Raw genomic sequence first — 14,095 nt, forward strand, 5'->3', positions numbered from 1 at the left:
CACGGGGGGGCGGGGGTCAAAGGGTGCCGTAGGAATGCAGGCCTGATAGGAACATATTGACGCCCAGGAAGGCGAAGGTGGTGACCAGCAAGCCACCCAGTGCCCACCAAGCCGAAACCGCTCCGCGCAATCCCTTCATCAAGCGCATATGCAGCCAGGCCGCATAGTTGAGCCAGACGATCAGCGCCCAGGTTTCTTTTGGGTCCCAGCTCCAGTAGCCGCCCCAGGCCTCGGCAGCCCAGAAGGCGCCCAGGATGGTGGCGATGGTGAAGAAGGCAAAGCCCAGCGCGATGGCCTTGTACATCAGGTCGTCCAGCGCCACCAGTTCGGGCAGGCGGGCCGTCAGCGGCTTGCGCAGGACGATGCACAGGCCGAAGAAGGCGGTGGTGCCGCCGAGCTTGCGGGCCCAGCCGTCCAGGCCGGCGATGGTGTCGGGGCCCAGATTGGCGCCAAAGCGGGCGGCCAGAATGGCGGCGACCACGCCCAGGGGCAGTGCAATCAGGCCGATCAAGAGCGAGCGCTGCGAGGCGGTCTTGAGCAGATAGGCCAGGCCCACCATGGCCGCCAGGGCAAAGGTGCCATAACCGACAAAATTGGCGGGCACATGAATCTTCATCCACCAGCTTTGCAGGGCCGGCACCAGGGGCTGGATCTCATGCGCATCGCGCGCAACCGTGTACCAGAGCAAGAAGCTCACCGCCGCGCTGATCACCAGCAGCACATAAGCACCCAGGGCGCGGGTCTTGAAGCGGGCTTCGTAGTACAGGTAGAAAAGCGCCGTCATCCAGGCGAACAGCACAAAGACCTCGTAGAGGTTGCTGACCGGGATGTGGCCGATATCGGGCGCGATCTGGTGGCTCTCGAACCAGCGCACCATGGTGCCCACCAAGGCCATGAAGACGGCGCCCCAAGTCAGCTTGGAGGCGATGATTTCGGCCGTGCTGTCGCTACCCTTTTTGGTGAAGAAGCCGCCCCAGTAGAACAAAGTGGCCATGAAGAACAGCACGCTCATCCACAGAATGGCACTTTGGCTGGAGAGCATGTATTTGAGCCAGAACACTTTGTCGGCGGCGGCCAGGTCGGCGCCGAAGCTGTCGGTGTGCTGCAAATAAATATTGATGGCCAGCAAGCTGGCGGCGCCCACCGCGACCGTCAAAAACCTCAGCGGTCGCCAGAACCAGCCCTGGGCAATCAGCGCCGGAATGGCGCACAGCAGAATGGCCTTTTCGTAGCCATCCATCGAGGCGTGATAGCGATTGAAGGCGTAGAGGCCGCCGATCAGCACGATGGCGGCAAAGATCCAGTCCAAGGCATCTCGGCCGGAGAAATAGCCCTGACGACCGATGGTCATGCCGGACTTGAGGGTGGTGCTCGCGGTATTCATACGCCTTCTTTCTCTTCCTTCAGCAGCGCGACCTTGAGTTGCTCAAAGTCTTGCGCAGTATCGGGGGACTCGCGGGTGCTGGACAGCGCCATGCGCACACGCGTGACTTCGGGCTGGCCGGGTGCGCTTTCCAGCCAAATCCAGAGCCGCTGCTCTTTGATGTAAAGCATCGCAAACACGCCGATGATCAAAAGCACCGCGCCCAGATAGACCAAGTTCTGGCCGGGCGCCCGGGCGAGCTGGAACACGCTGGCCTGCACTTGCTTGAAGTCTTGCAGTTGCAGCAGTACCGGGGCAGGGTAGAACATGCTGTCTGACAAAGCCAGCACCGATTGGGTCATGAAGGTCTGGGTGGCTGCATCGGTGGCGGGCGCGCTGAGCTTGGCTTGCTCACGTGTCATTTTGTAAAGCTCGAACAAGCTGCCGTTGAGGATGCGCAGCAGCACCTCGCTAACGCGCTGGCGTTCGCCCTCGGGGACTTCGGCCTCGATGAAGTTGGACAGGGCTGGCAGGCCGCCCATCATTTCCGATTCGGCGTTTGCGCCAGGCATTGGGCTGCCGGGCTTGGGGGCTGGTTTGAACTTTTCGGCACCCGCGAACAGTCCCAAGGCCTTGGCGGCGGTGGCCTGCAATTGCGGCAGCATCTGCGGCTTGTCGGCGGGCGTGGCCATCTCGGCGTAGCGGCGCGCGGCCTTGGCGCGCGAGGGAGCGTCCAGCAGGGCGGCGCGCAGGTTCATCCAGCCCTGCAGGCTGAACTGCTCATCGGCGGGAATGCGCAGATAGCGGAAGCCCTCGTTGGGGTTCTCGCGCACGCCGGCCAGGAAGACGCGCTGGCCGTCCAATTCCACCGGCACCATATAGTTGTTGAACTCACGGCGCTGGCCGGCGGCATCCACCAGCTTGTAGCTGAAGGAAGGGCCGATATTGTGGAGTTGCTTATCGGCCTTGTCCGGTGCGCCGCTGCCCAAATGTTTGTTGAGCGAGTTGACCAGATCAACCCGGCGCACATCGGTGCCTTTGCCTGCGCCATTGGCGTCGCCAGCCAGGTTTTCGACGTTGATGACGCGCAGGCCGGTGAATTCGAGCGTCAGCGGCGGCTGGCCTTCGGCCTTCAGCACACTGCTGCCGCCCACGCGGCCTTCGAGTTCAAGGGGCTTGCCGCCGCTTTGCATCGGCAGCGCCGTCATCTTGAGCGCAGAGCCGCCATCTTCGAAACTGCTTTGGTAGATATTGATGCCGCGCACATTGAGCGGCTCATTGACCTTGATGCGGGCCTCGCTCACGGCGCCGGTCTTATGGTCGCGGATGACCACGTCGCTGGCGAACAGCTTGGGCATGCCTGTGTCGTAATACTCGACGATGAACTTCTTGAGTTCCAGATCGAAGGGCAGGTCCTGCAGCACCACGCCGTTAGGCATGGAGAGAATGGCCGTACCAGCGCGGCCACCCTCGGGCACCATCATATTGCCGCGAAAACCCGGGTTGCCGGGCGGCAGACGGTGCTCGGGCTTGACGTCGCTGATCAGGCCAGCGCCCTCGTACACCGTTTTGCCCTGCACCAGCATCAGCCCGCGGACCAGCAGGTCGCCGTCCGCCAGGCCGCCCAGGCAGATCAGTACGATGGCCGAATGCGCGGCGATATAGCCAATCTTATTGGCCGAGCCCTTGCGCGCGGCCACCATCACGCCACGGTCACGCACCTGGATTTTGGCTTTCCAACCGTCGCTGGCCAGCATGTGGCCGACCTGGGCCAGCACCGCCTCGGTGCCGCCATCGCGGTGACCCAGGGCCTTGTGGTGGAAGGACTGCAGCGATTGCTCGCGCACATGTTCCTTGTAATTGCGCAGGTCGTGCAGGATCTTGGGCGTATTGCGCGCGATGCACAGGCTGGTGGAGATCACCAAAAACGCCAGGATCAGCAGGAACCACCAGGCACCGTAGATGGTGTAGATGTCCAGCTTGCCAAACACTTCGCTCCAAAACGGACCGAACTGATTGACATAGTTGTTCAAGGGCTCGCGCTGCTTGACCAGGGTGCCGATGATGGAGGCGATGCAAATCACCACGAACAGCGACACGGCAAAGCGCATCGATGCCAGCAGGTCCAGCAACTCGCGGCCGGCGGAGTGGCGGCGTGATGGGGAGTCGGCCGCCGGGCTGAGGGTGGGTTCGGTCATATCAGGAGGCAATGCGCAATGCTGGGGCAAAGCGGGTGGAAGGCATGTCGGGATGCAAAAAAGGCCGGTGAAATTCACCGGCCTTTGCCGTCAGCTCATTGCGTGGACTTAGTCGAGGGGACGACCGGCGCTTCAGCGCAAGCCGGCAATGTAGTCGGCGACGGCCTTGATTTCGCGGTCATTCATCTTTGCCGCCACACCGGTCATCTGGGCGTTGTTGGCGCGGGCGCCGGAGCGGAAGGCGATCAGCTGAGCCTCGGTGTAATCACCGTGCTGGCCGGCCAGGCGCGGGTATTGGGCGGGCATGCCAGCGCCGTTGGGGCTGTGGCAGGCGGCGCAGGCGGGAATCTGCCGGTCGGCAATGCCGCCGCGGTAGATCTTCTCGCCCAGGGCGACGGTTTCTTTGTTCTTGGCGAAGCCGGGTTTGGCCTGCTTGCTGGCGTAGAAAGCCGCGACATGCTTGATATCTTCATCCGACACCGTGGCGGCCATGCCTTGCATCACTGCGTTCTTGCGCACACCCGATTTGAACTCGGTCAACTGCTTGGCCAGATACTCCGGATGCTGGCCCTGCAGAATGGGGTTGGCCGGGAGACCGCGCGAGCCGTCTGCCGTATGGCAAGCTGCGCAAACCTGGGTGGAGATGGCTTGGCCCTTGGCCAGGTCGGGCTTGGAGGGCGCTGTGGCCTCATTCGCAAAAGCGATGGAGCTGACCAACAGGCCGGGCAACACAAAAGCAGCAATCTTCATCATGTTTATATTGATTCGGTAAGCGCAACCCAAGGATTTTACAATGGCAAATTACATTGCTAGCGAAATCATGACCAACACCTCTGCAACGCCGCAACAAACCCCTGTGGCTGATCCTTCCGACAAGGTGGTGTTGGGCTGGACCCACACCGCACGATTCCTGACCACAGCCAGCGAATTGGTGCACCTGCCGCCCAATGAATTGCCCGAGATTGCCTTTGTTGGCCGCTCCAACGCCGGCAAGTCCACCGCCATCAATACGCTGGCCCAGCAAAAGCGTCTGGCCTTCGCGTCCAAGACGCCTGGTCGCACGCAGCACATCAATTTGTTTGAGCTCGGCCCCAAGGACGCCGCCGACGCTTGGTTCGCCGACTTGCCCGGCTACGGCTACGCGGCCGTGGCGAAGGCGGCCAAGCTGCGTTGGCAAAAAGTGATGGCCGATTACCTGGGTACGCGCCGCAGCCTCTCCGGCGTGGTGCTGATGGTGGATTCACGCCTGGGCCTGACCGAGCTGGACAAGCAACTGCTGGAATTCGTGACACCGCGCGTGCGTAACGGCGAGATCAAGCTGCTGGTGCTCTTGACCAAATCCGACAAGCTCAATCGCAAAGAGGCTGATGCGGCGCTGTTCGCAACGCAAGACTTCCTGGGCGGCATCGTCACCGAGGAGTCGGATGTGTCGGTGACCTTGTTCTCGGCGCTGAAGAAGAAGGGCGTGGAAGACGTTGCCCGTGCCCTGCATGAGTGGGCGCACCCCAAGGCGCAGCCAGCGGCCGAAACCGCTGAAGAGGCTGAGCCTGCCGATGCCGCACCTCCGGCGCCCGCCGCCGCGAGCTGATCACTCTTCGGCAGCCCTGGGCGCTTGGCTCAGGGCCGGCCGATGAAGAGATAGACGACGGTGCTGCCCTTTGGCGCATAGCCCAGGGCCAGATACAGCGGGCCTAAACCCGTGTCGGCGCCCACAAACAGGCTGGCCGCCGGGCGCAGATCGCGGGGCTTGAGGGGATCGCTGCGCTTCCAGGCATTGCCCAGCTCCAAAGAGCCGCCCAGGAAGAAGCCGCGGGCGAACAAGGGGTTGTCGCGCAAGCGCTGGTAATAGCTGGCGCGGCCGAACAGCAAGGTGTCGCCGACCAGCTGGCCCGGCTGATAACCCGACAGCAGCTGGAAGCCGCCGAGCGAGAAGGGGCCTTGGGCCGAGTCTTCCGGCTGAATTGCCAGCAAGCCGCGGGTGTGCAGATTGAGGGTGTGCACGCCCCAGCTGCGCACCCAGGTGGCCTGCATTTCGGCCCGCTGGAAATCGGCGTTACGTACATCACCGCCGGACTGCTTGCCGCCAATACCTTCGACCAAGAGGCGGTAGCCGCTGAGCGGGAAGTTGGCAAAGTCCAGCTGGTCCACCACCAGGCGCAGGCGCAGGCCGGCTTCATGCCAAGGCGTTTCAATCCGCGCGTCCGGCAGGTCGATGGTCATCAGCTTGACGCTATTGCGCCAGGTCTGGTGCTTGAGCCCCAAGCGGAGTTCTCCTAGGCTGCCCCAGGGCTGGCCGAGGTCGAAGCCCAGGGTGGCGGATTGGCGCTGCAGCCGGGCCGCGGCGATGTCCGAGGTCTCGCGGTAGATGGTGAAGTTGTGGCGTTCCAACTCGCCCCAGCCGGACACAAACCAGTCGTTGGAGCGGCCCAGCTGAAAGCTCAGCGGCTGATAGATCTCGCTGAAGAGGCGGGGCGTTTGCCCGATGGTGAGCTGGTTGCGCCATTCGGTGCCGGTGGGGGTGAGCCAATGCCGGTTGTGCGAGACGCGCAGATTGAAGGCGCTTTCGCCGTCCAGGTCGGTGCTCAGGTCCAGGCCGATGCGGAAGTAGTTGGGACCCCAGAACTTGTCGTCCATGGTGAAGACCAGGGCGTCGCCGCCGGGGCGGCCTTCCACGTGGTAATCCACCCGCTCGTAGTCCCCCGAGGAGGCCAGAAAGCGCGAGTCGCGCTCGGCGCGTTCGGTGTTGAAGACCTGGCCCGGGGCGGATTCCAGCTGGGCCTTGAAGCGCTCCGGGTGGGTGAGTTCGGTGCCGGCAAATTCGATGCTCTTGATTTGCGGGTCGGACTTGGTGATCTGGATGCGGCTGAGCTGCCAGGCGGCGTAGGCCTCGGGCGCCAGGGCCAATTCGCGCAACTGCGGCAGCATGGCTTCGGCCGCGGCAGCGCCGGCTTGGATGAAGTCTTTGCTGCGCTCGAAGTCGCCGGCGCCGAGTTGATCCAGCCGCGGCGTGATCAGAATATCGGTCTGCAGCAAGGCGGCCAGGCTGTGCTGCACATTCTGCTCGGTCAGGATATTGATCATCTGCCCGGTCAGGCCCAGCAAGGACGTCAGCGCCTTGCGCCCCGCCAAGGGCGTGCCCACATTGACCGCGATGAGGCGCCGCGCGCCCATGCGCCACGCCACGTCGACCGGCAGGTTGTTGACCAGGGCGCCATCGCCCAGCAGGCGCTCGTTCACCTCGATGGGGGCGAATACCGCCGGCACGCTCATGCTCGAGCGCATGGCCAGCGCCAAGTCGCCGTCGCCCAGCACGGCTTGCGCGCCGGTTTCCATATCGGTGGCCACAGCGCGGAAGGGCGTGGGCAGCTGATCGAAATTGCTGATGTGGCGCACCGGCATGGTCAAGCGGCGCAGCAAGATCTCCAGGCCGCGGCTCGACAGTGTGCTTTGCGGCAGGCGAATCTCGCCGTCCCGCATGCCCAGCTCGACAGCGGCGGAGAACTCGAAGTCTTCCTCCTTGCGGCGTTGCGAGAGCAATTGGCGATCCACTCGCCCCGCGAAGATATTGCCCCAGACCACTTGTAGCAATTCGCGCTCGAGATCAGTGGCGCTCATGCCGCTGGCGTAGAGCCCGCCGATGATGGCGCCCATCGAGGTGCCGGCAATCACATCAACGGGGATGCGCTCTCGCTCCAGCACCTTGAGCACGCCCACATGGGCCAGGCCACGGGCGCCGCCGCCGGAGAGCACCAGGCCGATTTTGTTGGGGCTGCTCTCGGGCTCTGACTGTGCAGCTGCCGGCAAAGCCACCAAGACACAAATCGAAGCCAGCCAGCCGAAGCGGCGCAGAAACACTTTAGCCGCCACCTTCGTCCAGGTCTTGCATCAAGGTGTCGACGGCGCGCTGCACCAGGCTGCTTTCATCCAGGATGGTGATCAGGCCGTTGGCCAGCAGCTTCTCGATCGCGCCGCGGGTAAGTGAGCGGCGCTCCTCGGGGTCTTGACCGACCAGCAAATAGAACTGCTTGCTTTCGCTGACCCAGGCGACCTGGGCGGTCAGCCATTCGCCCTGGCTGAACAGGTGGTACCAATTGCCCACCTGCAGGCCGTCCATCCAGGCTGCCACGGCGGCCTTGGCCAGTGCGGAAGCGGGCTGGTCGTAAAGCTGCACCGGCACGGTAGGCAGCTGGCCACGGTCGACCTTGGTATTGGTCCAGTGATCGGGCTGGCGTGATTCGCGCTCTTCTAGCAAGCGGGTCAGCTGGGCTTCGGGCGTTGGCGCCTGATGGCCATCGCCCTGCGGCGCGGCTTGCGGCGGCAGCTTGTAGCCTGGGGGCAGGGCGGGCAGGCCACGCAGGATGCGGCCGTGCAGTTGCATCAGCTCTTGCAGCACCGGGTCGCTGGCGCTTTGCGCCAAGCCAATGCTCTCACAACCTTGGCGGAAGCCGTCGATCAGCGCAGGCAGCTTTTGCCGCAAGGCGATGCGGTCGGCCTCGGCTGGGAGTTCGCGCAGGCTGTCGAGCAGGCGATCCACCCAGTCGACCCAGGCCGTCACCGGCTCGGCGTCGGGGCCATGCGTCACCATGGCTTGGGTGATGACCTTGGGCCATTGAGTCTGCAAGAACAGCAGCAGGCGCGGGCCCAGCGGCGCGCCGACGATCTGCGCGCGGATTTGCTCGTTCAGCAACTGCAGCCATTCGCTGCGACTTTGCTCGCGCTCCAGCGAGGCCAGGGCTTGAACGCTGCCTTTGCTGCGCTGTTGCACTTGGGTGCTGATGTGGGCGTCAACGCGGTCCAGCACCGTTTGAAACAGCACGGCGCTGATCGTGGCGCTGTCGATCAGGAGCGGTAACTCGCCGTCCATGAAGTGCAAAAAGCTTTGCAGCGCCTCGTCGTCGGGGCGCTCAAACGCCATGCCGTGGGCGGCCACGCGGTTGAGCAGGCGCCAGGTCGGGTGGTCTTGGCGGTGCAGCAGGCTGGTGTCGGTGCGAGACAAGCGCACCACGGCTACCTGCAGGCGGGCCAGCAAAGCTTTCAGTGGCGGCAGCAGGCGGGGGTCGGCCAGGATTTGTTCATACAGTCGGCTCAGCAGATCCCGGCCGCCGACCTTGATGAAAACAGGCTCCGCAGCGGCGCTGCCGTCCAGGCCGGCGGCCTGGGTATTGCGCTGATGCACGCGCCGCGCCAGCCCGTCCAGGGTGGCGGGTTCGGTGATGCGGCGGGCTTCGATGAAGCGCAAGTCCGCGTTCTTGTCCTGGATGTTGGAGGCGTGGCTGATCAGCAGATCGCCTACCTCGGCTGCGCGCAGCTTGGCGCACAGCTGGGCGTAGAGCCGGTGCAGGCCTTCGGCCAGCGGCGTGGCGGCGGCTTGCATCAGGCCGTAGCGGCGCTCGGCATCGAAATCGAAACTGGAAAATGCAGTCAGCAAGGCCTGGGCAAACAGGCCCGGGCGCAGTGGGTTGTCGTTCTTGCGGGCGCGCGCGGTGCCTCGGAGGGCGGCGAAGAAGTTGCCGAGCTGGTGCAGCTCCGGCAGGCAGTGCTGCTCCACCGTGGTGATCACGTGGGCGATGGCCACGTCTTGCAGGGCCTGGCGTTCATCCACCAGGCTCAAGCTGTTCAGGCCGGCCAGGGACGGCGCTTGCAAAGGCGCATCGCTGATATTGCGGGGGTCCAGCAGGGTGCGCAGCGAGGACTCGAAGTCCGCCATGAAGCTGTGCTGCAAGCGCCGCCAGGGGTCTTGCAGCAAGAAGTGTTGCGGCTTGGCCTTGAGTTCATCCTGGATGCTGTTCAACAGCGCACGACTCAAGCCCGGCAGCTGCGCGTGGGCTTCTTCCAGGATGTCGTTCAGGGTGATTGCGGGCATGAATCGGCTTGGGCGAGTAAGCGTGCATTATGGCGGCGGCCAGCGCCGCGCCGGGCTTGCTTCGGTGAGCATCCCCCTGATCGGGTGGCAGCGCAGTGGCGGGCGCGGGCATAAAAAAAGGGCCGCATTGCTGCGGCCCTTCTTGGCAAACAGTGCTGAGGGTCAGGTCTTGCTGCAAGCAGCCCGACCTAGCCCTGGCGCTGAATTTACATGCCCATATCGCCCATGCCGCCCATGCCGCCCATGCCACCAGGCATGCCGCCGCCGGCTGCTTCGTCCTTCGGTGTTTCTGCGACCATGCACTCGGTCGTCAGCATCAGCGAAGCGACGGAAGCGGCGTTCTGCAGAGCAGTACGTGTCACCTTGGTCGGGTCCAGGATACCCATTTCGATCATGTCGCCATAGGTGTCGTTGGCAGCGTTGAAGCCGTAGTTGCCCGAACCGTTCAGCACGGCGTTGACAACGACCGAAGCCTCGCCACCGGCGTTGAAGACGATTTCGCGCAGGGGCGCTTCGATGGCGCGCAGCACCAGCTTGATGCCGGCGTCTTGATCGGCGTTGGCGCCTTCAATCTTGCCTGCAGCTTGCTTGGCACGCAGCAGAGCCACGCCACCACCGGCCACGATGCCTTCTTCCACAGCAGCGCGGGTAGCGTGCAGGGCGTCTTCAACGCGGGCCTTCTTTTCCTTCATTTCGACTTCGGTGGCAGCGCCAACCTTGATCAGTGCAACGCCGCCGGCCAGCTTGGCCACGCGCTCTTGCAGCTTTTCACGGTCGTAGTCGCTGGTCGCTTCTTCGATCTGGATGCGCACTTGCTTGACGCGAGCTTCGATGTCAGCAGCAGCACCGACGCCGTCAATGATGGTGGTGTTTTCCTTGCCCACTTCGACGCGCTTGGCTTGGCCCAGATCGGCCAGAGTGACCTTCTCCAGAGTCAGGCCGACTTCTTCGGCGATGACCTTGCCGCCCGTCAGGATGGCGATGTCTTCCAGCATGGCCTTGCGGCGGTCGCCGAAGCCAGGAGCCTTGACGGCCACAACCTTCAGGATGCCGCGGATGGTGTTGACCACCAGAGTTGCCAGCGCTTCGCCGTCAACATCTTCAGCAATGATCAGCAGCGGGCGGCCCGACTTGGCCACTTGCTCCAGCGTAGGCAGCAGGTCACGGATGTTGGAGATCTTCTTGTCGTACAGCAGCACGAAAGGATTGTCCAGCAGCGAGGCTTGCTTCTCAGGGTTGTTGATGAAGTAAGGGCTCAGGTAGCCGCGGTCGAATTGCATGCCTTCGACGACGTCCAACTCGTTGTCCAGCGACTTGCCGTCTTCGACGGTGATGACGCCTTCCTTGCCGACCTTGTCCATCGCGTCAGCAATGATCTTGCCGATCGACTCGTCGCTGTTAGCCGAGATCGAGCCAACTTGAGCGATTTCCTTGGACGTGGTGGTGGCCTTCGAAGCCTTCTTCAGCTCGGCGACCAGGGCTGTCACAGCCTTGTCGATGCCGCGCTTCAGGTCCATCGGGTTCATGCCGGCGGCCACGTACTTCATGCCTTCGCGCACGATGGCTTGAGCCAGCACGGTGGCGGTGGTGGTGCCGTCACCGGCGTTGTCAGAAGTCTTGGAAGCAACTTCCTTGACCATCTGCGCGCCCATGTTCTGCAGCTTGTCTTTCAGCTCGATTTCCTTGGCCACGGACACACCGTCCTTGGTCACGGTCGGGGCGCCGTACGAGCGCTCCAGCACCACATTGCGGCCCTTGGGGCCCAGGGTCACCTTGACCGCATTGGCCAAGATGTTCACGCCTTCAACCATGCGTGCGCGGGCTTCGCCGCCGAAAACTACGTCTTTTGCTGCCATGAAAATTCTCCAAATTCGTGAATTGGGACCACGCTCTCTTTAGCAATTAGTTGTTGAGAAAGAAAGCGTAGCGAGCGGCGTGCTGGCTAGGCGGATGGCGCGGAGGAACCGGAACGTGCTTCCTGCACGTGAGGATTCCGAGCACCGTCCAACGACGCCAGCGCGTCGCGCAGTAGCTTTATTTCTCAACAACGGCGAAGAGGTCTTCTTCGCGCATCACCAGCAGTTCATTGCCATCGACCTTGACGGTCTGGCCGCTGTACTTGCCGAACAGAACGCGGTCACCGACCTTGACGTTCAGGGCGATCAGGTCGCCACGGTCGTTGCGCTTGCCGTTACCGACGGCCAGCACTTCGCCTTGGTCCGGCTTCTCAGCGGCGGCGTCAGGGATGAAGATGCCCGAGGCAGTCTTGGTTTCTTGTTCGAGGCGCTTAACGATCACGCGATCGTGCAGAGGACGCAGGTTCATCACATCTCCTTGAGATATTGGTCAGGGCTGACAACAAAGCAACAGCCGAGAAAAGTCTCGGCTGCGCTGAATTTGAGTCGTTAGCACTCACGGGATGCGAGTGCTAGCAATCGAATTATAGGGGCGAGAGTTGTCAATTCAAGACCCACCCTTGGCGCGGTGGGCGTTTGCCGGGCGGGGAGCTTCGATCGGCTCTGGGCTGAACAGTGCTGCGTCGCCAGCGTGGGCTGGTTCTGGCTGCAGGACTTTGGGGTGGGTGATCGAGGGGAGTTGGGTGTGGGCCTCCCTTCTGGGGTGAAGGCGGATGCGCTTGTGTTCGTTCACCAAGTTTGCGCAGCTGCGGTGCCTTGGTGATAACGCATTTGCCAACCGTCTCCAACCCAAATCCAGATGGAGGAGCGCAAGGTGTGGCGAGCCAAGGTGCCATTCGCTTGACGATGAGCGGCTCGGTAGGTGAGTAGGGCAACGCCGGCTTGCAACTCTGTTGCGACGTAGTTGTCAGCGACCACTTCTACAGGTACTGACTCGCTGAGCAGCATGTCGACCATGGCTGCGCGGTTCCAGTGGCGCCCGGACCGGCCAACTTCTTCAAAGTCGGCATGAAGCAATGCGTTGATTCTTGAAGCGCTTTTTCGAACGCCCGGAAGATGCAACTCGCCTTCGAGTTGGGAAAGGGTGCGAACTAGCGTGTCGGCCGACATCTGGGTTCCTCTAGTGGCTACTCTTGAGCGCCAAAGGTTACCGTCTTGCTAGGGTGCTCTCTGCCTTCAACAGGCGCAGTTGGCGCAAGTAGTTCAGGCGAATGGCTGCCCCGGCCGCGAAGCCGGGGCATTTCTCCTCAGTCGCGCAGCGACTTCAAGCGGTTGACCCGCAAGGCCAGCAAGGTGCAGGCCGCACCCGACAGCAAATAGAGGCTGACAGCGCCCAGGCCGAAGCGCGCCGACAAGGCCAGCGCCACCAGCGGGGCAAAGGCGGCGCCGATCAGCCAGGCTAGATCGGCCGTCAGGGCGGCGCCGGTGTAGCGGAAGCGGGGCAGGAAGTTGGAGGTCACCGCGCCGGCCGCCTGGCCGTAGGACAGGCCCAGCAGCACAAAGCCGACCAGGATGAAGCTGTCTTGGCCCGCCGTGCCGCCGCCCAGCAACCAGGGCGTCAGCAGGCTGAAAAGGCCGATCACGGTGGCCAGGCTGCCCAGGAAGCTGCGCCGGCCCATGCGGTCGGCGATCAGGCCCGAAATTGGCATGGCGGCTGCCGCCAGCAGGGCGCCAACGATCTGCACGCTGAGGAACTCGCCCATGGTCTGCTCGGAGTACAGCGACACCCAGGACAGCGGGAACACCGTCACCAGATGGAAGAGCGCGTAGCTGGCCAGGCTGGCGAAGGCGCCGATGGCGATGTTCTCGCCTTGCTGGCTGAGCAGTTCGCGCACGCTGCAGGGCTCCAGCTCGCGGGCTTCGAGTTCGCGCTCGTACTCGTGCGTCAGCACCAGGCGCAAGCGGGCGAACAGGGCCACCACATTGATGGCGAAAGCGGCGAAGAAGGGGTAGCGCCAGCCCCAGCTGAAGAAGTCAGCGCCGTCCAGATTCGCCCACAAATAGGCAAACAGGCCGGCCGCAATCACAAAACCCAGCGGTGCGCCCAGTTGGCCCAGCATGGCGTACCAGCCGCGCTTGCCTTCCGGGGCATTCATGGCCAGCAGCGAGGGCAGGCCGTCCCAGGAGCCGCCTAGCGCCAGGCCTTGGCCGATGCGGAAGATGGCCAGCAGGACGATGGCGCTGCTGCCGATGGTGGTGTAGCTGGGCAGCATCGCCATGCCCGCGGTAGAGCTGCCCAGTAAGAAGAGCGCCAGGGTCATCTTGGTGCTGCGGCCGAAGTGCTTCTGAACCTGCATGCCCAGCACCGTGCCAATCGGCCGGACCACAAAGGCCAGGGCCAGCAGGGCGAAGGCGTAAAGCGTGCCATCCAATCGGCTGGCAAAGGGGAAGAACACGGCCGGGAAGACCAGAACCGAGGCGATGCCGAAGACAAAGAAGTCGAAATACTCCGAAGCGCGACCGATGATGACGCCGACGGCGATATCACCCGGGGCCACGGAGCTGGGTTCTTGGGAATGGCTGGCCGGTTGGCCGGCAGGGAGCGGGTAGGCGGCTGAGCTGTTCATGGCGGTTGCAAAGGTTGCTGGGAGAAAACCCTCTTACGAGAGCGGCGGGACCCCTAGGACAAAATGTCCAATCGTTGACCTAGCTCAATCAAGATACATTTCGGCCGGGTACGCAATGGCGTTTTCCCGCCTTTTCTGGTAACTACCAATGACTCCCGTCCCCTCCCCAAAATTGACTCAGGCCGGTC

General features: G+C 63.2%; 10 protein-coding genes. 1 reads left to right on the forward strand and 9 read right to left on the reverse strand.

Annotated elements, in window-relative coordinates; all coding sequences use genetic code 11:
* Positions 1-16: 16 nt before the first annotated feature.
* The 3 genes from ccsB to AABB87_RS12570 all read right to left on the reverse strand — a co-directional run bounded on the left by ccsB (position 17) and on the right by AABB87_RS12570 (position 4,314).
* Complete coding sequence (ccsB, locus tag AABB87_RS12560) at positions 17-1,384, reverse strand: c-type cytochrome biogenesis protein CcsB (RefSeq protein WP_341971567.1); 1,368 nt, start codon at positions 1,382-1,384, stop codon at positions 17-19.
* Positions 1,381-3,561: a cytochrome c biogenesis protein ResB gene (locus tag AABB87_RS12565; RefSeq protein ID WP_341971568.1), complete on the reverse strand. Its 2,181-nt coding sequence runs from the start codon at positions 3,559-3,561 to the stop codon at positions 1,381-1,383. The genes ccsB and AABB87_RS12565 overlap by 4 nt, the downstream gene beginning before the upstream one ends.
* Positions 3,562-3,693: 132 nt before the next feature.
* Positions 3,694-4,314, reverse strand: coding sequence for a c-type cytochrome (locus AABB87_RS12570; protein WP_341971569.1), 621 nt, complete (start codon positions 4,312-4,314; stop codon positions 3,694-3,696).
* Positions 4,315-4,381: 67 nt separating this feature from the next.
* On the opposite strand from AABB87_RS12570, the gene yihA reads away from it, so the two are divergent.
* Complete coding sequence (yihA, locus tag AABB87_RS12575) at positions 4,382-5,149, forward strand: ribosome biogenesis GTP-binding protein YihA/YsxC (RefSeq protein WP_058721999.1); 768 nt, start codon at positions 4,382-4,384, stop codon at positions 5,147-5,149.
* 29 nt (positions 5,150-5,178) lie between these two features.
* On the opposite strand, the gene AABB87_RS12580 is transcribed toward yihA, so the two are convergent.
* The 6 genes from AABB87_RS12580 to AABB87_RS12605 form a co-directional block, all read right to left on the reverse strand.
* Positions 5,179-7,416 (reverse strand): patatin-like phospholipase family protein, encoded by a 2,238-nt coding sequence (locus AABB87_RS12580; protein WP_341971570.1) that lies wholly within the window; start codon positions 7,414-7,416, stop codon positions 5,179-5,181.
* Between the two features lies 1 nt (position 7,417).
* Positions 7,418-9,424 (reverse strand): DUF1631 family protein, encoded by a 2,007-nt coding sequence (locus AABB87_RS12585; protein WP_341971571.1) that lies wholly within the window; start codon positions 9,422-9,424, stop codon positions 7,418-7,420.
* Positions 9,425-9,630: 206 nt separating this feature from the next.
* Positions 9,631-11,280 (reverse strand): chaperonin GroEL, encoded by a 1,650-nt coding sequence (gene groL, locus AABB87_RS12590; protein ID WP_058718568.1) that lies wholly within the window; start codon positions 11,278-11,280, stop codon positions 9,631-9,633.
* A 178-nt stretch (positions 11,281-11,458) separates the two neighbouring features.
* Positions 11,459-11,749, reverse strand: coding sequence for a co-chaperone GroES (gene groES, locus AABB87_RS12595; protein WP_263540526.1), 291 nt, complete (start codon positions 11,747-11,749; stop codon positions 11,459-11,461).
* A gap of 320 nt (positions 11,750-12,069) precedes the next feature.
* Positions 12,070-12,450 (reverse strand): nuclear transport factor 2 family protein, encoded by a 381-nt coding sequence (locus AABB87_RS12600; RefSeq protein ID WP_341971572.1) that lies wholly within the window; start codon positions 12,448-12,450, stop codon positions 12,070-12,072.
* 137 nt (positions 12,451-12,587) lie between these two features.
* Entirely contained in the window at positions 12,588-13,907 is a 1,320-nt protein-coding gene (locus tag AABB87_RS12605) for an MFS transporter (protein WP_341971573.1), read from the reverse strand.
* Positions 13,908-14,095: the final 188 nt, after the last annotated feature.

The organism is Roseateles sp. PN1 (genome assembly GCF_038419725.1).
In the GTDB taxonomy this organism is placed as follows: Bacteria; Pseudomonadota; Gammaproteobacteria; order Burkholderiales; family Burkholderiaceae_C; genus Paucibacter_A.

Excerpts from the sequence above, each read along its gene's own strand:
- AABB87_RS12600 (WP_341971572.1), bottom strand. The coding sequence starts at position 12,450 with ATGTCGGCCGACACGCTAGTTCGCACCCTTTCCCAACTCGAAGGCGAG.
- AABB87_RS12605 (WP_341971573.1), bottom strand. The coding sequence starts at position 13,907 with ATGAACAGCTCAGCCGCCTACCCGCTCCCTGCCGGCCAACCGGCCAGC.
- AABB87_RS12570 (WP_341971569.1), bottom strand. The coding sequence starts at position 4,314 with ATGATGAAGATTGCTGCTTTTGTGTTGCCCGGCCTGTTGGTCAGCTCC.
- AABB87_RS12565 (WP_341971568.1), bottom strand. The coding sequence starts at position 3,561 with ATGACCGAACCCACCCTCAGCCCGGCGGCCGACTCCCCATCACGCCGC.
- yihA (WP_058721999.1), top strand. The coding sequence starts at position 4,382 with ATGACCAACACCTCTGCAACGCCGCAACAAACCCCTGTGGCTGATCCT.
- groES (WP_263540526.1), bottom strand. The coding sequence starts at position 11,749 with ATGAACCTGCGTCCTCTGCACGATCGCGTGATCGTTAAGCGCCTCGAA.
- ccsB (WP_341971567.1), bottom strand. The coding sequence starts at position 1,384 with ATGAATACCGCGAGCACCACCCTCAAGTCCGGCATGACCATCGGTCGT.
- groL (WP_058718568.1), bottom strand. The coding sequence starts at position 11,280 with ATGGCAGCAAAAGACGTAGTTTTCGGCGGCGAAGCCCGCGCACGCATG.
- AABB87_RS12585 (WP_341971571.1), bottom strand. The coding sequence starts at position 9,424 with ATGCCCGCAATCACCCTGAACGACATCCTGGAAGAAGCCCACGCGCAG.